Origin of the sequence: Hydrococcus rivularis NIES-593 (assembly GCF_001904635.1) — a bacterium.
In the GTDB taxonomy this organism is placed as follows: Bacteria; Cyanobacteriota; Cyanobacteriia; order Cyanobacteriales; family Microcystaceae; genus Hydrococcus; species Hydrococcus rivularis.
This window is the reverse complement of the sequence record NZ_MRCB01000030.1, coordinates 15,180-33,772: the sequence shown is the minus strand read 5'-3', so window position 1 is coordinate 33,772 and position 18,593 is coordinate 15,180. Positions and strand designations below refer to the sequence as shown.

The following is an 18,593-nucleotide window of genomic DNA, read 5'->3' as shown; positions in this document are numbered from 1 at the left end:
CTCCTTGCTATCAATAAGTCAGTACGTACCTAGAACAATCGCACGGGTTGAAGGCTTAAGACATCTTCTAGGAGGCATTCGTGAGACCCTTTTTATTTTGGATCGATCGCTTGAATAGCTGGATTGGGAAACTCTTCTCCTGGTTGATTTTGACTTTGACGGTCGTGACTGCTTACAGTGTCATTGCCCGCTACGTCTTTAGGGTGCCGCTAGACTGGTCGGTAGATTCGAGCTACATCATGTACGGCACCTTTATCATGATGGGTGGAGCCTACACGTTGTCTCGCAACGGTCACGTCAGAGGGGATATGTTTCACCGCAGCCTGCCCGTGCGAGCGCAAGCCGCTTTGGATTTAGCGCTCTATTTCCTGTTCTTCATCCCCGGCGTTCTAGCGCTGGTCTGGTATGGATTCGACTTTGCCGCAGATTCCTGGAGCATTCAGGAAAAGTCTAGCGTCACGACAGTGGGAACGCCTATCTATCTCTTTAAGGCGGTTATCCCGGTGGCTGGCATTTTACTGCTTCTTCAGGGCATTGCGGAAATTATTCGCTGCATTCAAGCTCTGAGGACGGGCGCTTGGCCCGAACGCCTCGCCGATGTTGAGGAAACGGAAAGCAAATTGACCAAGGAGAGCCAGCTATGAGTCAAGAAGTTCTCGGCGTTATCATGCTAATCGTGATGGTATTGGCGATTTTGCTGGGTTTTCCTACTGCTTTTACCCTCATGGGCTTAGGCGTGATTTTTGGCTTCATCGGCGCTGGACCGCTCGTATTCGAGCTGTTGGTACAGCGTACTTATGGGGTCATGACCAACGATGTCTTGTTGGCGATCCCGCTGTTTATCTTCATGGGTTACATTATCGAGCGGGCTGGCATTTTGGATGACTTATTCAGAAGCATTCAGCTTGTGATGGGACCGATTCGGGGATCGCTTGCGATCGCAACCTTGCTGACTTGCACGATCTTTGCGACGGCGACTGGCATCGTCGGGGCTGCCGTTACTCTGATGGGCTTGCTGGCGCTACCTGCAATGCTGCGTGCCAACTACGAGGTGAAATTTTCCACTGGGATCGTTGCCGCCGGAGGAACGCTGGGAATTCTCATTCCTCCCAGCGTCTTGCTGATCCTCTACGGAGCTACTGCGGGCGTTTCCGTGCCCAAACTCTATGCGGGAGCGTTCATTCCCGGTTTATTGTTGTCGCTATCTTACTTAATCTATTTATTGGTTCGAGTCTACACGAACCCCAACTTGGGACCAGCGCTCCCTAAAGAAGAGCGCACCGTTCCCCTGCCGAAGCTTTTGCGGATGTTGGCTACCTCCTTCTTGCCAATTACAGTCCTGATTCTGTCTGTTTTAGGGGCAATTCTCTTCGGAGTCGCCACGCCCACCGAAGCGGCTGCCGTAGGCGCAATTGGTGGCTTAGTGCTAGCAGCTTTCCATCGCCAGCTAACCTTTCAAAATCTCAAAGAATCCGTCTATCTAAGCATGCGTTCTTCGGCAATGGTTTGCTGGTTATTTATCGGTTCTAGCATCTTTGCCGCCGTGTTTGCTTTGTTGGGCGGTTCGAGCGCGATCGAGCAGTTTGTGACGGGGTTGGGCTTACCGCCAACCTTATTCCTGATTGTCGTCTTGATTATTATTTTCCTACTCGGTTGGCCCCTGGAATGGACGGAAATTATCGTCATTTTCATGCCTATCTTTTTGCCCCTGCTAGATCGCTTCGATATCGATCCGCTGATGTTTGGGATTTTGAATGCACTGAATCTACAAACCTCTTTTTTATCTCCTCCTGTGGCCATGTCAGCTTTTTATCTCAAGGGAGTTGCCCCGAAACACATTACGATTAATCAGATCTTTGCTGGCATGTATCCCTACATGGCTCTACAGTTGGCAGTCATGCTTCTAGTGATGATTTTTCCCAATTTAGTCTATTTTCTGCCAAATTTACTGTTTGAGTGAGGCTGCCATAGCAGTCCTAGATAAGGGAGTTAGGGAGTGCAAGCTTCTAGCTCGCTTTTAAGGAAGTAGCGAGCTAGAAGCTCGCACTACTCGCCGAGTTTGTTTTGTCCAAAAGCGTTAAAGTTATTAATTAAGATCGCTTTGAGACATGAGGGTTCATGGAATTTGTCGGGAAACTACTCAACCAGCCTAAAAGTCGCAAAGTCGCCGTTATCCTGGCACTATTAGCGACAGTTTTGCCAATACCGATCGCGGGAGTACATAAATTTTATCTAGGACAGCCGCTATGGGGAGTAATTTATCTTCTGTTATGGAGTACGCCAATTCCGCGAATTGCTAGCGCGATCGATGCGGTATGGTATTTAGTGCAAGATTCAGAGCAATTTAATAGTCAGTTCAATAACCAACCCATCGCTAGCACTAATTTAGGCGGATTCGCTCCCTTGCAAATCGGCGCAGTTGCCGAAGCGTTGCGAGAACTCGATCGCTTGCGCGAAGATGGATTGGTATCGGAATACGAATTCGAACAAAAACGCCGCCAACTGCTCGATCGCATTGCATGAAATGGCTGAACCCGAATTGGCAAAAAATCCGCGCTAAAATTTTGAGCGATCCCTACTATCGCTTTCAATCTCTCGAAGAAGTTGCGATCGCGATCGAACTTGGCATTCAAATCGATGCCAACCATGCCAGCGTCGATGATTGGCTCAGATTGCCCGGTATTTCTATCCACCAAGCACGAACGTTAGTAGAACTTACAGGCATGGGCGTTCAGTTTCTCTGCATAGAAGATATTGCCGCAGCCATTAACGTACCCGTACAACGTCTCCAACCCCTCAAACCTATCTTATTCTTCGGCTACTCCGACACGGAGAGTCTCTTAACTCCTAGGCGCATCAATCCCAATACTGCCTCGACAGAACAACTCGAACAAATTCCTGGTCTCAAACCTTCTTTAGCTGAATTAATCGTTCAAAATCGACAAGAAAATGGCGTTTATCGCAATTTAGCCGATCTACAGCGCCGACTTGTTTTAGATGGTCGATTAATCTCTCAATTAATGCACTACTTTCAGTTCTAATACCAATTTTCAGGTTTTCGCGCTCGACATTCTTCTCCCTTCTCCCAAATAGGGAGAAGGGTTGGGGGTGAGGGCGATCGACTGTCTTTGTCATTAATGAATGAAAAATGGTATGATGTCCAAATTTCAACTGTCTTCTGGATAGCAGAGTTTTTGTTGGGATCGCGGGCGATTCTTGCCTACGAGAAATGGTTCGCGATCGCCTTCATCGATTCTCGACAACGGCGATGCACTCGATTTCTACCAAAACATCTTTAGGTAAGCGAGAAACTTCGACGCAGGCGCGTGCGGGGGCATTGCCTTCGCTGAAATACCCGCCATAAACTTGATTCATAGCGGCAAAATTCTCTAAGTCGGTTAGGAAGACGGTCGTTTTCACTACATCTTCCCAATTCGCACCCGCTGCTTTGAGAATGGCTTCCAGGTTTGCCATTACTTGTTGCGTTTGCTTGGCGACATCTCCTGCTCCTACAATATCTCCAGTTTGAGGATCGAGGGGAATTTGTCCAGCTACAAACAGCATTTGACCGCTAGCTGCGATCGCCTGATTGTAGGGACCAACGGGTGCGGGTGCATTGTCAGTGCGAATAATTTTGCGATCGTTCATTTTCCGCTGATATGTACTACAACTTCTCTATGATGGCTCCATTGACGATGCTCCCATAAGTAAATTCCCTGCCAAGTCCCTAAAACTAATTTTCCTCTAGCGATGGGAATCTGTTCTGAAGTATGGGTTAGTGCCGAGCGAATATGCGCTGGCATGTCATCGGATCCCTCAGCTTTATGAATATAAAGCGTAGGGTCTTCAGGCACTAATTTAGCAAAAAAGTTTGCCAAATCTTTCAACACGTCGGGATCGGCATTTTCTTGAATCACTAGAGAAGCAGAAGTATGCCGGACAAAAAGCGTACACAATCCCGTTTCGATTCCCGATTGAGCGACAATCGCTTCTACTTTATGGGTGATTTTATGTAGAGATTTGCCTGTAGTTTGGATTGAGAGAATTTTTTGATAGTGATTCATTTAATTTTGGATTTTCGATTTTGGATGAAAGGATTTTGGATTAATTGCCCCCCAACTCTCCCAACTCCCTTTTGTCTCCTAGTCTCCTCGTCTTAGAAGTCTCTCCTGCCTTCTGCCTTTTGCATGAAAGCCTTCTTCAATCCACTTCGTCGGACTCAGTTTTATCCGTTACTGAGTTGCCTGTTTCTGCCTCGGTAGCATTATTTAATGCTGTTCCCTCAGAAATTTCTGCTGCATTCTCAGGAGAATTCAATCCCGTTTCTTCTTGATTTTCTGACTCTTCCCAAGGAGAATCATAGCGATTCCAAGGCAAAATTGGCTTATTTGGTAGCTTATCAGTCAACACTGTAATATTTTCGGCATCGGGTTTGGGTAACTCGATGCGATTTTCCGGAGTTTCTGTTGGTGTCGATTTAACTGGTTCTACAGATACAACCTCCTCTACAGATGCAGAAGTTATCTCTTCCGATTCCTTACTAACATCTTTTTCTGAGTTGGTATGAGTAAATTTGGAAGTCATACTTATAAGCTATTCCTATCAATTTATTCTCTTAGATTCTTCGGGCAAAAGAAAATGACACCATGTGCAATAAGATTATAAAAGCTATCGTCCAAGTTACATAAGCCGAATAAGTTAAAGACTGTGAAATATCATCGAGTCGCTGTTTATTGGTGTTGTAGGTTGCTACCTGATTGACTATCATTTGCAATTTATATTCTTCGGGTGCTAAAGCAAGATATCTTTCCAAAAATTTTGTATCTCCTAAATTGGGACTAACTGCTACTTGGCGAGGCAGAAAAGCATTAATTAACAACGAGAAATTAATAAAAAATCCCAGAATTTCTCCAAAACTAAATACACTGGGTTGCAAAACCAACCGAGTAATAGTTAAACAAGTTAGTAAAGCACCATTGACAACAAATAAAATATTTAGCTTAGTGGTCAAAAGATGGCTTTGCTGTTTTTGCTCTTCGATTACAGTACGAACATCCTGAGCTGCTAATTCTAGGGTAGCAGAGGAACGAATTCCTTGTAGCTCTTCGGATTTCTTGTGTTCTTTGGACTGTTGTATTTCGTCTAACTGTTGTGCCTTTTGGGCAAAAATATGATGGATGACCGTCATTGGTTTTCGATCGCTCTACTCTTTTAATAAACCTTGCTAAAAAACTCCCATCTCTAGCTTAATCCCTATTCAGGCAAGATTAAAATAGTTGATAACGGCGCGGGCAATGACTTCCGTTCCATCAGTCGGGAGAGATGCAGATTGAAGGGGAGGATCGGGATCGCGACGGAGAAACTCCCAGCTATTTTGGAAGAATTCTTCTGGTGCAATAATTTGATGATGGGCGTAGTTCTGAATCCCGTTTAAGAGTAAGGGGGTTTCAGCAAAATCCTCTCTCGTTAAGGAAACGATAGGAACTTGCAAACATATAGCTTCGGCAAAGGTGCTATAGCCAGGTTTGGAAATGACTCGCCCGCAAAGAGGCATAAAATCGACGGGTCGATAATATTCTCCTGTAATTTTTAGTAAATTGGGCAAATCGGGAGCATTGCGATCGAAGGTAATGAATTGCCAATCGGGAAATTGTTGTAGATTTTGATAGGGAATTTGTTGCAGTCCCAGTCCGCCAAAAGAAAGCAAAATGGTTTTCTCGCGAGGTGCTTTTAAATTAAATGCTTCTCGTAGTTCGGTTTCGCTATAGCAAGGCATACCGCCCGTTAAGCCCGTATCGGTAATATTGTTAAAAGAAGTCATCGGTTCGCACATGGGAAGGCGAAAGGTGCGATCGCATTGTTGATAGCACTCGCTAATCCAATCGGCAATTTCTGTAAATTCCTCTCCCCAATCGCGATAAATAAAATCCCAGCCAAAATTGCCCATCATCCAGCAGGGAATACCTACCGCTTTCGCCATTGGTGCCGCTAAAGCTGGAATATCTGCCAAAATTAATCCGACTCGATTGGTGCGCAGAAAGTTTACCTCACTGGCAATAATCGACCTTTGTTCGGCGCGAATTTGCTTCATTTTCTCCAGGGTGGCAGCTTTATTCATGGTCAAACTATCCGATTGGATAACTCCCACGTCAAAAGCGCGTAGGCGATGAATGAAATCTCCCCGGATGTAAGAGTCTAGCAACCAACGAGGCGCAGTCGTCACCAGAACTAGGAGTATGTCGGGATAAAGCTGTTTAATCTGGGCAGCAACAGAGGAGGCGCGGACGGCATGTCCGAAACCATGGCTAGTAATGGCGAAGTAAAGAACGGGTCGAGTCATTGGGATAAGCTAAAAGAAACATCCCCAAGCAATTTTAAAATGACATTGGGTTTTTGTGTCGCGCTAGGTAATCTCAAATTGGTCTAAAAGCTAGCATTACCCGTAAAAGAAAGCTTGGAAACCTACCCTACCATAAGAAAATCAATTCAACGGAATAATATAAAAAGCCAATGCAGTTAATCTTGTATAGCAAACCCGGTTGTCATCTATGCGAAGGGCTACTGGAAAAGTTACAACAGGTAAAAGCGATCGCTTTTGAACTAGAGGTCCGAGATATCACCACTCGTCCGGAATGGTTCGAGGCATATCAATATGAAGTTCCCGTGTTGTGTCAAAATCTTTCAGGAGTCGAAAAACCGCTTCCCCGACCTTCTCCTCGCGCTTCCGTGCAACAATTGGAGCAATTGTTACAAAAATATTTATCGCCAGAGTCATAAAACTAGACGGAACTTGCACAATTCTTTAATAATCTAAAATCAAAAATCCTCACTCTGAGTCTTGCTATGATAAAGCTGCGCGATTTGTTAGCCAAGGTTTCCGGTATCTCCCAGATTCCCGAACATCCGGCACTAGATAAAGAAGTAAAAGGAATTAGTACCAACTCCCATGCTTGTCAGCTTGGAGATTTATTTATTGGCATGCCAGGAACGCGGGTAGATGGGGGAGAATTCTGGCAGAGTGCCCTAAAAGCAGGTGCGATCGCAGCATTGATTAGCCCTCAATCAGCTGCCAAATACCCGCCTACGCCCGATGCTTGCGTTATCCAAGTCGCCGATCCGGTTTCTGCTTGTGCGGACGGGTCGGCAGCTTTCTACGGTTATCCCTCCCAGCAATTAAAGATGGTTGGCGTGACGGGAACCAATGGCAAAACCACAATCACCCATTTAATCGAATTTTTCCTCAATCAGTCTCAATTGCCGACTGCCCTTTTGGGAACGCTATATACTCGGTGGGCGGGTTTTCAACAAACTGCGGTTCACACCACGCCTTTTGCTGCCCAACTGCAAGCACAACTCGCTGCCGCTAGGGATGCAGGCAATCAATATGCAGTCATGGAAGTCAGTTCTCACGCACTAGCACAAGGTCGCGTGAAAGGGTGTTCGTTTGACGTGGGCGTGTTTACCAACCTCACTCAAGATCATCTAGACTTCCATAAAGACATGGAAGATTATTTTTCTGCCAAGGCATTGTTATTTAGCCCCGATTATCTTAAAGGTCGAGCGATCGTTAACCTAGATGACCCCTATGGCAAGCGTTTGATTGAAGCGCTAGATTCGGACAAGGTTTGGAGTTATAGCGTTAGCGATTCTACTGCCGATTTTTACACCGCACAACTCAATTATGAATCTACAGGTGTAAGCGGGGTCATGCATACCCCAGTAGGTCAAGTCTCTTTTCGATCGCCCTTAGTCGGTCAATTTAATTTATCCAATCTTCTCGCTGCTGTCGCAGCAGTATTACACCTTGGTTTGAAGTTAGAAACCGTTATAGAACAGTTACCCAAGTTTCCAGGCGTTCCCGGACGAGTGGAGAGGGTACAAATTAGCGAGAACCAGGATATCGGTGTTATCGTCGATTATGCCCATACGCCCGATAGTTTAGAGAATTTACTCAAAGCGGCACGACCTTTTATTTCAGGAAAGATGATTTGCGTGTTCGGTTGTGGGGGCGATCGCGATCGCACTAAGCGTCCTATTATGGGGAAAATTGCCGCAAAACTTGCCGATGTCGCGGTTGTTACCTCTGATAATCCCCGTACCGAAGACCCCGAAGGGATTTTGCAAGATATCGTGGCAGGCATTCCCCCATCGGTTAAACCGATAGTAATTTGCGATCGCGCTACGGCAATTCATCAGGCGATTCAGGATGCCAAACCAGGCGACGGAGTAGTTATTGCCGGAAAAGGTCACGAAGATTATCAAATTCTCGGCACGGAAAAAATTCATTTCGACGACCGAGAACAAGCAAGAGAAGCTTTGTCTATAAGATTGGGCTAGTAATATCAAATCTGTTTAATTAGTCATAATAGGTAGGTAGTGCGAGCTAGAAGCTCGCCTATCATTACTGAGTCTTATTATAATAACCCCCTAAACCATTTGGAAAATTGTTAATTTTGTCTAAGTTTAGTCACTTTAACAAATTTAGAATTGGTAATTTTTAACTTTCCATTTAAATTTCTAACAGTATAGGTTCTTTGTTCTCTTTGTGTCGAACCATCCGGATAAAAATACGTGTTTTCGCCAATCAAATTAATCAAAGAATCTGTCTTTGAAATTACCTGTAGATTTTCTACTGTCACTCTTTCAAATTGAGTAAAAAAATTGGGATCGAATTGAGCAGCTAATGGAGGTCCATAGGCAAGTCTAGCTTCATCAAATCTCTTGTCTGAAAGTAGCGCATAAAGCTTCTCAACAAACTCAGCAGCTTGATTTTCCTCGATCGCATTAGTTAAATTTTCGTTGCGATCGCTGGGCGGTTTGGGAGGTAAATTATCTGTTTTTGAATTCTCGTTGCGATCGTTGGGCGGTTGAACGGGAGGGGAATTCTGAGTTATTGGTTCGCTTGGTTGTGTCGGTTGTGAAGTAGGAGAATTAACAACTTCTGGTTCGCTTGGTTGTGTCGGTTGTGCGGCAGGAGAATTAACAGCTTCTGGTTTGCTAGGTTGTGTCGGTTCAATAATAGGGGAAGTATTAACCTCTGAAGTATTTTGTTCTTGCGGTTGAACTTCAGAATTATTAGGTGAATTTGAAGAAGAGATTTGTAGTTCGGATTGACGACTGAAATAGCTATTTACGATCGAGGCTCCCATGACAAAAGAGCCGATTATACTACCAACAATAGTAGCTTTTTGCCAATCTTTCAAACCGCCAGAATTTGTATTAGTTACCGGTGAATTACTATTGCCTCTAGCAGGCGATACAACTGCTGTGGATACACCAGTAGGACTTGCAGAACTAGTTTGAATTGCTCTAACTTCATTTTTAATCGCAGCGAGCATTTCCTTTGCACTTAAGAAGCGATCGCGCGGATGGGGTTGAATCGCTTTATCTAAAATAGTCGCTAAAGCTGGACTGGTGCCCAAAGCATGCTGTCGCCATAGAATCTCCCCTGTTGCTGGATTAGTGGCGAACTCTTGGGGATATTGCCCAGTTAGCAAATAAATAGCCGTTAGGGCTAGACTATATAAATCGCTAGCATAAACGGGTCTACCTGCTATCTGTTCGCTTGGCATAAATCCAGGAGTCCCGATCGCAATTGAATAGGTACTGTGTTCAGAGGTCGTCATCACCGTACCCATCGTTTCTTTTACCGCACCAAAATCAATTAAAACGGGTTTATTGTCAGATGCACGAATAATAATATTATCTGGTTTAATATCTCGGTGGACGATATGCTGAGTGTGAATGTAATCTAAAACTGACAAAATACTGATTAAAATTTCTTTAACTACACCCTCATTCAACTTTCCTTCCTGCCGAACTTTCTCTGATAAAGTAATCCCTTCAATCCACTCTTGAACTAAATAAAATTGACCGGATTCTTCAAAGTAAGCATATAAGCTGGGAATTTGCGAACTGCCTTCGCCCAATTTTTCTAAGATAATACCTTCTCGCTGAAATCGTTCTTTAACCAACTGATAGATTTGAGGATCGTTAGCGATCGGGATAAGTTTTTTAATGACGCAGCGACGGACAGAAGGCATATCCGTATCTTCTGCTAGAAATGTTTCCCCAAAGCCCCCGCGACTCAAACTACGGAGAATTCGATAGCGATTTTTCAGAAGATCGACCATAATTTAAGTGACAATACTTTATCAAAAAATACCCAATTAATTGTTGATACTAATCTCTATCTTTACTATTTACAGCATAGTTAATTTTATGAAAAGTTGTCTCGTTTTTTAGTAAAATAAAACCAATTATAACCGATCGCTTATCAAACAAGGAACAATGGCGCGCTCGGTTGACTCTTAAAAACTATTTATCTTATCAAGCTTGAATATTAGTCATAGGCGATCGCAGTCTTGCTCGGTAAGCATCTGCTTTCAGAGACAATCCCAGAAGTTAGTTTCTCAAGAAATATCAATAAATTGATTATATGACTTTATAGCGATAAAATAAATATAGCGGCTGTCGAGGTAGCGATCGTACCTCGGACAGTAATTAAGTGACTTAAATAGAGGAAGAGTCATTCTAATTTGCAACGAGCAATTATTCACTCATGACTAAAAGTCAATCCAATTGCCGATTGTGAATTGTTTTGGCGATCTGTTTAAATTCTACAGCTCATCCCTGCGTAGATTAAAGGAGGCAACTATGGAAAATGTCAAGCAGATTAACGACCAGCTCGCTATAGCCGGACAGATTACGCCAGAGCAGTTGCAACAAGCAGCCCAGGAAGGCTTCAAATCTGTCTTCAACTTGCGATCGCCTGCCGAACAGGGTTATTGGAGCGAAGAGGGGCAACAAGCGGAAGCCTTGGGATTGCACTACGCTAACATTCCGGTGCCCAGGGCAGAGGAATTGACGGAGGAAATAACAACTCAAGTACTCCAGCAAATTGACGCGCTGCCGAAACCCGCTTTAATTCACTGCGGCGTTTCCCTGCGGGCAGGTGCCATAACATTGATGTACCTAGCGACGCGGCAAGGGCTGACTCCAGAGCAAGCTTTCGAGAAAGCAGGCGAAATTGGTTTTGATTGCAGTGCTTATCCGCAAATGAAAGCATTTTTCAAGTCTTATGTCGAAAAATACTCGCAAGCGGCTTGAATTTTCAAAAAAGGAGGAAACAAAGATGTTATTTCGACAGTTATACGACCAAGAAACCAGTACTTACACTTATTTAATCGCAGATACCGATACTAAAGAAGCCATTCTCGTCGATCCGGTACTGGAGCAAGTAGAGCGCGATCGCAAACTTCTCCAAGAACTAGGACTAACCCTGCGCTACTGCCTAGAAACTCATATCCATGCGGATCATATTACAGGAACCGATAAATTACGTCAGATGACGGGATGTTTGGGAATCGTTCCCGAACACGCCCAGGCTAGCTGTGCGGATCGCCATATTAAAGATGGAGAGACACTGCAACTAGGATCGGTGACAATCAAAGCGATCGCTACCCCAGGACACACCGATAGCCACATGGCTTATTTAGTCAACAGCGATCGCGTGTTGACGGGAGATGCCCTGTTCATTCGCGGCTGCGGGCGCACGGATTTCCAGAGTGGCGATGCAGGTACGCTCTATGACTCGGTGACGCAACGATTGTTTGCATTGCCAGATAATACTTTAGTTTATCCGGCTCACGATTACCGAGGTCATACAGTATCCACAATCGGGGAGGAAAAACGATGGAATCCCCGATTTGTAGGGCGCACTCGCGAAGGCTTTATCGAATTTATGGGCAACCTAAACTTGCCCGATCCTAAGAAAATGATGGAAGCCGTTCCTGCTAATGAGATGTGCGGTCGCTTGGCGAACCTTGCTGCTTAATAAACAAAACGTTATGAATTTTATTTTCTCCGAGAACCGACCAGTTCGAGGGAGGTAAGCAGGAGGTAAGCATGTGATTGGCTGGATTTTCGGTCATATTCTGGCAGCAGCGATTGGCATTAGCTTGGGCTTAATCGGTGGGGGCGGCTCGATTTTGGCAGTTCCTACCCTGGTATACGTGATGGGAGTACCTCCTAAATCGGCGATCGCGATGAGTTTAGCGGTTGTAGGAACGGTTAGCCTCTTAGGCGCAATTCCTCACTGGAAGCTGGGCAATGTCAATTTACGGACGGCTGCTACCTTCGGGTTGTCTACCATGCTAGGAGCTTACGGTGGGGCGCGGCTAGCTACCCTGCCGTTCGTGACTGGCACTATGCAAATGTTGCTCTTTGCCACCATGATGTTGCTGGCAGCCGTTTTTATGATTCGCAAGCGTCCCCAGGCAGAAGCGCCTCCCCCAACAACAGGTCCCGATTTAGCCCTCTATCCCAAACCGGTTTGCAAATATTGCTGGCTGTGGCTGATTACCGAAGGGTTGAGCGTAGGAGCCTTAACTGGTTTAGTCGGCGTGGGGGGTGGATTTGCGATCGTACCTGCATTGGTATTGCTGGCAAATGTCCCGATGAAACAAGCGATCGGCACTTCTTTGGTCGTGATTACCCTCAATTCTGCGGCTGGATTTCTAGGCTATCTGGGACACGTCGCCCTCAATTGGAATTTGATGGCATCGTTTGCCGTGGCTGCTAGCTTGGGAATTGTCGCCGGAGCCTATCTAGTACGATTTGTTCATGCTCGACACTTGCAAAAAGCCTTTGGCTACTTCCTGTTGGCAATGGCTGCTTTTATCCTTTGGCAAAACCGAACTGCCTTTCGTCCGTCCCAGACTTCCCGCCCCGTGCCGACAAACCAGTCATCGGCACCACCTGCTAGACGCTCAGATACGAACAGATCGAAGTCACGAATTATTGCAAGAGACATTAATCGTCTCGAATAGATAACTATATAAGAATAAAATAAAAGTAGATCGCATCGATCTTTAAAAACGCTTTTTAGGAGCTAATATTATGGCTCGCATTGTCGTCATTGGTGCTGGTTTGGGAGGATTGCCTGCCGCCTACGAACTGCGGCATTTGTTACCTCGCCAGCATCAGGTTACGCTAATTTCCGATCGCCCCAAGTTTACTTTTGTCCCTTCACTTCCCTGGGTTGGATTGGGTTTGCGATCGCTCAAACGAATTCAGTTAGATCTAGACAAATTTGTGCCTCGACATGGAATTGAGTTAATTCACGGAACAGTAACAGCCATCGTTCCCCAGTCTCGCCAGATCTCTGTAGGAAACGAGATTCTTAGCTATGACTATGCCGTAATTGCAACCGGACCCGAATTAGCACTAGATGCATTGCCCGGTTTGGGACCAGAGACGGGATATACCCAGTCCGTCTGCACTCCCGCTCATGCCCTGCTAGCTCGCGAAGCCTGGGAGAAATTCCTCCAGGAACCAGGAGCGTTAGTGGTGGGAGCCGCGCCGGGAGCCAGTTGTTTTGGTCCCGCCTATGAGTTTGCCCTGCTAGCCGATCGTGTTTTGCGGCGTAAAGGATTGCGCTCTCAGGTGCCAATTACCTTAGTAACGCCGGAACCCTACATCGGACATCTAGGCATTGGCGGGATGGCGAATTCCCGCGAATTGATGACACAGGTATTGGCGGCGCGAGAGATTGAGGTAATGGCAAACGCCGCGATCGCCCGCATCGAACCCGATACCATCCACTTGGCGGATGGGCGGACGCTACCTTTTAAGTACTCGATGCTGCTGCCGCCTTTTCGGGGACCGCGCTTCTTGCGGGAAGTACCGGGATTGACCGACCCGAAAGGATTTGTGCCCGTGCTGCCTACCTATCGCCATCCCGACTTTGACTCTATTTATGCCGTGGGAGTCGTAACCCAACTCAAGCCTTTTGAACCAACTCCAATTCCTATCGGCGTGCCCAAAGTGGGACAAATGACCGAAGAAATGGTAATGGCAGTGGCTCGCAATATTGCCCTAGAGTTGGGAGTCGTTGCAGGCGAACCTATCGTCCCGACTCTTGAGGCAGTTTGTTTCGCCGATTTTGGCGATACTGGAATTCTGTTTGTTGCCGACCCACTTCTTCCTTCTCGCACTACGGGAGGTCGCCATCGCGCCATTGCTCTCAAAGGTCGGTGGGTGTCGTGGATGAAGACTGCTTTCGAGAAATATTTCCTAGACAAGATGCGGGTGGGGTGGGCAATACCGTGGTTCGAGCGCTGGATATTGCGGGCAAGCGGACTGATGCTAGTAGAGCCTTTGCCTGCTGACTTCAGTCTCAGTCATCCAACAGCTTGATGGATAATACCATTTTTCATTCATTAATGACACAGATAGTCGATCGCGAAAACCTGAAAATTGGTATAACGCCCTACAACCTCACAAATTCCTCATTTTTCCGAGTTTCTATTGTCAGTAGATCTTAGTGAGGGACAAATTTATGAAAAGGATTGGAACTCTAATTGCAACGCTTTCGCTGGTTAGCCTGCTTGTAGCTCCAACCGTCCTCGCTCAACCTCGAATGGGCCGAGGCAGCGGGGGTTGGGGTTGGGGGGGACAGTATCAGCGCATGTATAACCCCAAAACAGTTGAAACTCTTACTGGAGAAGTGGTTGCCATAGACACCATTACGCCGATGAGGAGGATGTCTGGTGGCGTGCATTTAAGGGTACGCAGCCAAAATAATCGAGAGGTTTCCGTTCACCTCGGTCCAGCTTGGTATCTAGATAACCAGGATGTCCAGATTCAAGTCGGAGATAGGATTGAGATAAAAGGCTCCAGAGTGACGTTTTTAGGACAACCCACCATTATAGCCGCCCGAGTCAGGAGGGGCGATCGCGTTTTGACCCTGCGCGATGACAATGGCTTTCCCGTCTGGAGCGGCTGGCGCAGATGGCAGCAATCGGGAAGTTCTGGGAAGGAATTTTCAGGTTTTCGCGATCGCCCCTAAAAAATCACTCGATGGTAACGCACAGTTGCGTCCCGTCACACCAGTCCAACCAACTTGGCGCTTAACTCCCACAGGCGCTCGGCTTTAGCATCATCGCGAGCTTGGGGAGAAACCATTTGAACGAATGCCTCCTTGCGCTCTTTCTTCTGTCGATTCCCCCAACTCCAATAGGCACCGGATTGTTTGTATTCGGGATCGGCAACCACCGCCGCAACCCTATCGCCAGCTAACTCCTGAGACACATACCCTCCCGTGATGTACTTCTGGAATAACGGGAAGAGTTTCTGAAACAGAAGATAGTGGTTTCGGAATAACGGCGTATCCGCTACGCAACCAGGGTAGAGAGAGCTAAAGACAATCCCGGTGGATTCGTGATAGCGACGGTGCAGTTCCCGCATGGTCAGCACGTTGCAAACCTTGCTGTCCTTATAAGCTTTGACGGGTTCAAACTTTTTGCCGTCAATCATCGAGATCGGCGCCTGAAATCCGGCTGCAAAGCCTTCTAAATTGCCTAAGTCCGGACGCGGATAAACCTTCCCACCAAGTTCGTCTGGATTGTGGGTCACGGTTCCCAAAATGACGAGCCTTCGATCCGAGGCGGGTGAGTTTTTCAGATCCTCAAGCATGAGGTTACACAAGAGGAAATGTCCGAGGTGATTCGTAGCCATGCTCAATTCATATCCTTCTGCGGATCGCAATGGCTCCTTTAATAAAGGCATATAAATTGCAGCATTGCACACCAAAGCTTCTAGGGATCTGCCAGTTGCCCTGAAATCCTTGACAAACTGACGCACGCTCACCAAGTCGGCTAAGTCGAGACGGATTATCGTGTAGCTGTCCTTCGGCATTCCGAGAGTTTGGGCAGCTTTCTCCGTCTTCGGTAAATCCCGACAAGCCATCACTACATGCCAGCCCCTATTGACAAGTGCTTTCGCAGCGTACAAACCGACCCCTGAAGAAGCACCCGTGATTACAACCGTTTTTTGATTGGGTTCCATACCGTTCTGACTCCATCGTTCGAGTTCACTATCTCTAGGATCTCATGTCACCGAGTCTTTCGTTCTTATATTTATTTTGGAAGTTCTGGGACGATCGTGATGTTAAGAAAAGCGATCGCCAGCGGAATTATCTATCCTTCTTCGGCAACTAACAAAACAACGCTATAAGCGGCGATTCCTTCTTCTCGCCCTACGGGGCCTAGTTGTTCGTTAGTTGTCGCTTTGATGCCAATGCGATCGCGATCGATAGATAGCGTTTGCGCTAATTTATTCTGCATATCTTTAATGTGGGGCTTTAGCTTGGGACGTTCGGCAACGATTACCGAGTCTACGTTCCCGATTTGCCAACCCCGCGATCGCACTAACTGATTGACTTGTTCGAGGAGCATTAAACTATTTGCCCCTGCCCATTTGGGATCGGTTGGAGGAAAATAGTGCCCGATATCTCCCAAACTCAATGCTCCCAGCATGGCATCCATAATTGCATGGGTTAGCACGTCAGCATCGCTGTGTCCTAGTAGTCCGACTGTATGAGAGATTTCTACGCCGCCGAGAATTAACGGTCGTCCTTCTACGAGTCGGTGAATATCATAACCATTACCAATACGAATATTTATCATTTAGTGAAAAGGTTTATAGAAAGAGTACGACTTTTCAAACCACAATTTGCGTTCGACATATATCTTTGCATCGGGAAACAATCGTCTCATCGAACTTTTAGATATAACCCTTAATTCTTCAATCATTTTTGTCCAGGCGGGCAATTTTGTCTTCCACGATCGGATTAAGCGATCGCGTATCCAATGAGGCAGCTGCCAATAAAAGGGAACGCCAGTATGCACCTCGATAGGAAAGTTATCGCTCGGTGTTTGCACCCAGTAAGCGTTAGCCAATCTATGAACTTCTGCCGCGAAAGCCGCTTGTTTTTTTTCATCGCCAACATGTTCGATGACGGAGTTGCTGAATACGATATCGAAAGATTTGTCGTCAAACAGACTGATAAGATTGGTTGCATCGCTTTCGACATAAGTATAACCCCGTACCTTGTCAGTTTGCCGAATCGCACCAGGTAAGTTGACGAGAGTAACATTGAAGCCGCAATCGAGCAACTCCCACATGTAAGGAGTTCCTCCTAAGTCGATAATCCGAGCGCGATTAGGCGGTTTGACCAGTGACAAGAATTGCTTTAAACGCCTATAGCGCCACTCTTTGACAAACGAATTATTGCTGTACAACCATGACGAAGTTTGTCGGAGCAGGATTTGCAATTGTGACATTGCAGTTAAACAAACTCAAGTTACTGACATACTATCTTATTACCATTTCTAAAAAAGAACGCTACAGATGATCGAGGAACAAGCCTTATCCCCAGAGCCGTTGACTAATTGCGAACTGATAATTGCCAACCGACGCGGACTCCCACGAAGTGGAGGAGCATCGGCGAATTGTGAATTGCCAATTGCGGATTGGTATAAGATGTTTCGCTTCGCGATCGCTCCGCTCAACATGACATACTATATACTTTTGGGACAACCTGTTAGTTGACTGGTTCGACCTGTCCGTAAACTTTTTGGTAATAGGTTTGGTATTCTTGAGAGAGCAGGGGTTGCCACCAATTGCGGTTATTTAAATACCATTCGATAGTTTTTCGCAAACCGCTTGAAAGCGTTTCTTGAGGAGTCCAACCCAATTCTTGTCTCATCTTAGTCGCATCGATCGCGTAGCGGCGATCGTGTCCGGGACGATCTTTAACAAAGGTAATCAATTGTCTAGAAGGTCGCATGGGCAATTCGGGGGCGAGTTCGTCCATCAGTTCGCACAAGCGATAAACGAGATCGATATTTTTGACTTCATTGTTTCCCCCAATATTGTAGGTTTCGCCCGGTCTACCTCGGTGTAAGACTGTATCTAGGGCGCGGCAGTGATCGCCTACATACAGCCAATCGCGAATATTCTGTCCGTCGCCGTATACGGGTAGGGGTTTGCCTAACAGAATATTGATGCACATTAGGGGAATTAATTTTTCTGGGAAGTGGTAGGGGCCATAGTTATTAGAACAATTGGTAATAATCGTCGGCAAACCGTAAGTATGATAGTAGGCGCGAGCGAGGTGATCGCTTCCGGCTTTCGAGGCAGAATAGGGACTATTGGGCGCGTAGGGCGTAGTTTCTCTGAAAGGCGGATCGTCGGGTTCGAGACTGCCGTAGACTTCATCGGTGGAAACGTGAAGAAAGCGGTAGGTTGCTGGTTGTTTCTCTTCTATCCAATGGTGGCGAAAACTTTCTAGTAGGGTAAAAGTTCCGACGACATTGGTTTGAATGAAGGCATCGGGTCCTAAAATCGAGCGATCTACGTGGGATTCTGCCGCCAAATGAGCAACCGTATCGATCTTTTCTTCTCGAAGTAGGGAATCGATTAGGGCGCGATCGCAGATATTGCCACGAACGAAGCGAAAGTTGGCTTTTCCTTCTAAGGAGGCTAGATTCTGGCGATTGCCCGCATAGGTGAGGGCATCGAGAACGACGACGCGATCGCCTTCGTAATTAGTACACCAGTGATGGACGAAATTAGAACCAATAAAACCCGCCCCACCCGTAATTAAAATTCGACGAGGTTTTCTAGATTGAGTTCGTTCCTGTTGAGAATCAGTCATTGTTTAATATCTTGGCGATCGCTATTTTGTAGCAACTTCAACAATTTTCCTGTCGCAATCCCAATAAAATTGAGCTAGAGAGAGCTTCGAT

General features: G+C 46.2%; 21 protein-coding genes. 11 read left to right on the top strand and 10 right to left on the bottom strand.

Annotated features, from left to right (window positions below; genetic code table 11):
* Window positions 1–80 precede the first annotated feature (80 nt).
* The 4 genes from NIES593_RS18830 to NIES593_RS18815 all read left to right on the top strand — a co-directional run bounded on the left by NIES593_RS18830 (window position 81) and on the right by NIES593_RS18815 (window position 3,041).
* The gene (locus NIES593_RS18830; protein ID WP_073601043.1) at window positions 81–644 is read left to right on the top strand and encodes a TRAP transporter small permease subunit; all 564 of its coding nucleotides are present in this window, start codon (window positions 81–83) and stop codon (window positions 642–644) included.
* Window positions 641–1,960 carry a TRAP transporter large permease gene (locus NIES593_RS18825; protein WP_073601042.1) on the top strand — a complete coding sequence of 440 codons (1,320 nt, stop codon included), beginning with the start codon at window positions 641–643 and terminating at the stop codon, window positions 1,958–1,960. The genes NIES593_RS18830 and NIES593_RS18825 overlap by 4 nt, the downstream gene beginning before the upstream one ends.
* A gap of 158 nt (window positions 1,961–2,118) precedes the next feature.
* Window positions 2,119–2,523, top strand: coding sequence for an NINE protein (locus NIES593_RS18820; RefSeq protein WP_073601041.1), 405 nt, complete (start codon window positions 2,119–2,121; stop codon window positions 2,521–2,523).
* Entirely contained in the window at window positions 2,520–3,041 is a 522-nt protein-coding gene (locus NIES593_RS18815; RefSeq protein WP_073601040.1) for a ComEA family DNA-binding protein, read from the top strand. Before NIES593_RS18820 ends, NIES593_RS18815 begins: the two co-directional genes overlap by 4 nt.
* A 205-nt stretch (window positions 3,042–3,246) precedes the next feature.
* Here the strand turns inward: NIES593_RS18815 and NIES593_RS18810 are convergent, their stop codons facing one another.
* From NIES593_RS18810 to NIES593_RS18790, 5 genes are all read right to left on the bottom strand, one after another.
* Complete coding sequence (locus NIES593_RS18810) at window positions 3,247–3,648, bottom strand: RidA family protein (RefSeq protein ID WP_073601039.1); 402 nt, start codon at window positions 3,646–3,648, stop codon at window positions 3,247–3,249.
* Complete coding sequence (locus tag NIES593_RS18805) at window positions 3,645–4,064, bottom strand: secondary thiamine-phosphate synthase enzyme YjbQ (RefSeq protein WP_073601038.1); 420 nt, start codon at window positions 4,062–4,064, stop codon at window positions 3,645–3,647. Before NIES593_RS18805 ends, NIES593_RS18810 begins: the two co-directional genes overlap by 4 nt.
* 136 nt (window positions 4,065–4,200) lie before the next feature.
* Window positions 4,201–4,584, bottom strand: coding sequence for a hypothetical protein (locus tag NIES593_RS18800; protein WP_073601037.1), 384 nt, complete (start codon window positions 4,582–4,584; stop codon window positions 4,201–4,203).
* 31 nt (window positions 4,585–4,615) lie between these two features.
* Window positions 4,616–5,188: a hypothetical protein gene (locus tag NIES593_RS18795; RefSeq protein WP_073601036.1), complete on the bottom strand. Its 573-nt coding sequence runs from the start codon at window positions 5,186–5,188 to the stop codon at window positions 4,616–4,618.
* A 69-nt stretch (window positions 5,189–5,257) separates the two neighbouring features.
* Window positions 5,258–6,340 (bottom strand): glycosyltransferase family protein, encoded by a 1,083-nt coding sequence (locus NIES593_RS18790; protein WP_073601035.1) that lies wholly within the window; start codon window positions 6,338–6,340, stop codon window positions 5,258–5,260.
* A gap of 170 nt (window positions 6,341–6,510) precedes the next feature.
* On the opposite strand from NIES593_RS18790, the gene NIES593_RS18785 reads away from it, so the two are divergent.
* Window positions 6,511–6,777: a glutaredoxin family protein gene (locus NIES593_RS18785; protein ID WP_073601034.1), complete on the top strand. Its 267-nt coding sequence runs from the start codon at window positions 6,511–6,513 to the stop codon at window positions 6,775–6,777.
* Between the two features lie 66 nt (window positions 6,778–6,843).
* Complete coding sequence (locus NIES593_RS18780; protein ID WP_073601033.1) at window positions 6,844–8,337, top strand: UDP-N-acetylmuramoyl-L-alanyl-D-glutamate--2,6-diaminopimelate ligase; 1,494 nt, start codon at window positions 6,844–6,846, stop codon at window positions 8,335–8,337.
* A 110-nt stretch (window positions 8,338–8,447) separates the two neighbouring features.
* Here the strand turns inward: NIES593_RS18780 and NIES593_RS18775 are convergent, their stop codons facing one another.
* Window positions 8,448–10,133 (bottom strand): serine/threonine-protein kinase, encoded by a 1,686-nt coding sequence (locus tag NIES593_RS18775; protein ID WP_073601032.1) that lies wholly within the window; start codon window positions 10,131–10,133, stop codon window positions 8,448–8,450.
* Between the two features lie 523 nt (window positions 10,134–10,656).
* Here NIES593_RS18775 and NIES593_RS18770 point away from each other — a divergent pair.
* From NIES593_RS18770 to NIES593_RS18750, 5 genes are all read left to right on the top strand, one after another.
* On the top strand, window positions 10,657–11,109 hold the full coding sequence (locus NIES593_RS18770; protein WP_073601031.1) for a protein tyrosine phosphatase family protein: 453 nt from the start codon (window positions 10,657–10,659) through the stop codon (window positions 11,107–11,109).
* A gap of 25 nt (window positions 11,110–11,134) precedes the next feature.
* On the top strand, window positions 11,135–11,836 hold the full coding sequence (locus tag NIES593_RS18765; protein WP_073601030.1) for an MBL fold metallo-hydrolase: 702 nt from the start codon (window positions 11,135–11,137) through the stop codon (window positions 11,834–11,836).
* Between the two features lie 73 nt (window positions 11,837–11,909).
* The gene (locus NIES593_RS18760) at window positions 11,910–12,830 is read left to right on the top strand and encodes a sulfite exporter TauE/SafE family protein (protein WP_073601029.1); all 921 of its coding nucleotides are present in this window, start codon (window positions 11,910–11,912) and stop codon (window positions 12,828–12,830) included.
* Window positions 12,831–12,900: 70 nt separating this feature from the next.
* Window positions 12,901–14,199, top strand: a complete 1,299-nt coding sequence (locus NIES593_RS18755) for an NAD(P)/FAD-dependent oxidoreductase (protein WP_073601028.1) — start codon at window positions 12,901–12,903, stop codon at window positions 14,197–14,199.
* A 142-nt stretch (window positions 14,200–14,341) separates the two neighbouring features.
* Window positions 14,342–14,851, top strand: a complete 510-nt coding sequence (locus NIES593_RS18750) for a MamS/MamX family magnetosome protein (protein ID WP_073601027.1) — start codon at window positions 14,342–14,344, stop codon at window positions 14,849–14,851.
* Window positions 14,852–14,886: 35 nt separating this feature from the next.
* On the opposite strand, the gene NIES593_RS18745 is transcribed toward NIES593_RS18750, so the two are convergent.
* The 4 genes from NIES593_RS18745 to rfbB all read right to left on the bottom strand — a co-directional run bounded on the left by NIES593_RS18745 (window position 14,887) and on the right by rfbB (window position 18,502).
* A complete protein-coding gene (locus NIES593_RS18745; protein ID WP_073601026.1) occupies window positions 14,887–15,849 on the bottom strand; it encodes a protochlorophyllide reductase in 963 nt (320 codons plus the stop codon).
* A 131-nt stretch (window positions 15,850–15,980) separates the two neighbouring features.
* On the bottom strand, window positions 15,981–16,466 hold the full coding sequence (ispF, locus tag NIES593_RS18740; RefSeq protein ID WP_073601078.1) for a 2-C-methyl-D-erythritol 2,4-cyclodiphosphate synthase: 486 nt from the start codon (window positions 16,464–16,466) through the stop codon (window positions 15,981–15,983).
* 3 nt (window positions 16,467–16,469) lie between these two features.
* Window positions 16,470–17,126: a class I SAM-dependent methyltransferase gene (locus NIES593_RS18735; RefSeq protein ID WP_073601025.1), complete on the bottom strand. Its 657-nt coding sequence runs from the start codon at window positions 17,124–17,126 to the stop codon at window positions 16,470–16,472.
* 260 nt (window positions 17,127–17,386) lie between these two features.
* Window positions 17,387–18,502: a dTDP-glucose 4,6-dehydratase gene (rfbB, locus tag NIES593_RS18725; protein WP_073601023.1), complete on the bottom strand. Its 1,116-nt coding sequence runs from the start codon at window positions 18,500–18,502 to the stop codon at window positions 17,387–17,389.
* Between the last annotated feature and the right edge of the window lie 91 nt (window positions 18,503–18,593).

Bases quoted from the DNA above. Each gene is read 5' to 3' on its own strand.
- NIES593_RS18785 (WP_073601034.1), top strand. From the start codon at position 6,511: ATGCAGTTAATCTTGTATAGCAAACCCGGTTGTCATCTATGCGAAGGG.
- NIES593_RS18815 (WP_073601040.1), top strand. From the start codon at position 2,520: ATGAAATGGCTGAACCCGAATTGGCAAAAAATCCGCGCTAAAATTTTG.
- NIES593_RS18765 (WP_073601030.1), top strand. From the start codon at position 11,135: ATGTTATTTCGACAGTTATACGACCAAGAAACCAGTACTTACACTTAT.
- NIES593_RS18770 (WP_073601031.1), top strand. From the start codon at position 10,657: ATGGAAAATGTCAAGCAGATTAACGACCAGCTCGCTATAGCCGGACAG.
- NIES593_RS18805 (WP_073601038.1), bottom strand. From the start codon at position 4,064: ATGAATCACTATCAAAAAATTCTCTCAATCCAAACTACAGGCAAATCT.
- NIES593_RS18810 (WP_073601039.1), bottom strand. From the start codon at position 3,648: ATGAACGATCGCAAAATTATTCGCACTGACAATGCACCCGCACCCGTT.
- NIES593_RS18735 (WP_073601025.1), bottom strand. From the start codon at position 17,126: ATGTCACAATTGCAAATCCTGCTCCGACAAACTTCGTCATGGTTGTAC.
- NIES593_RS18825 (WP_073601042.1), top strand. From the start codon at position 641: ATGAGTCAAGAAGTTCTCGGCGTTATCATGCTAATCGTGATGGTATTG.
- rfbB (WP_073601023.1), bottom strand. From the start codon at position 18,502: ATGACTGATTCTCAACAGGAACGAACTCAATCTAGAAAACCTCGTCGA.
- NIES593_RS18745 (WP_073601026.1), bottom strand. From the start codon at position 15,849: ATGGAACCCAATCAAAAAACGGTTGTAATCACGGGTGCTTCTTCAGGG.
- NIES593_RS18795 (WP_073601036.1), bottom strand. From the start codon at position 5,188: ATGACGGTCATCCATCATATTTTTGCCCAAAAGGCACAACAGTTAGAC.
- NIES593_RS18750 (WP_073601027.1), top strand. From the start codon at position 14,342: ATGAAAAGGATTGGAACTCTAATTGCAACGCTTTCGCTGGTTAGCCTG.
- NIES593_RS18800 (WP_073601037.1), bottom strand. From the start codon at position 4,584: ATGACTTCCAAATTTACTCATACCAACTCAGAAAAAGATGTTAGTAAG.
- NIES593_RS18775 (WP_073601032.1), bottom strand. From the start codon at position 10,133: ATGGTCGATCTTCTGAAAAATCGCTATCGAATTCTCCGTAGTTTGAGT.
- NIES593_RS18820 (WP_073601041.1), top strand. From the start codon at position 2,119: ATGGAATTTGTCGGGAAACTACTCAACCAGCCTAAAAGTCGCAAAGTC.
- NIES593_RS18790 (WP_073601035.1), bottom strand. From the start codon at position 6,340: ATGACTCGACCCGTTCTTTACTTCGCCATTACTAGCCATGGTTTCGGA.
- NIES593_RS18755 (WP_073601028.1), top strand. From the start codon at position 12,901: ATGGCTCGCATTGTCGTCATTGGTGCTGGTTTGGGAGGATTGCCTGCC.
- NIES593_RS18780 (WP_073601033.1), top strand. From the start codon at position 6,844: ATGATAAAGCTGCGCGATTTGTTAGCCAAGGTTTCCGGTATCTCCCAG.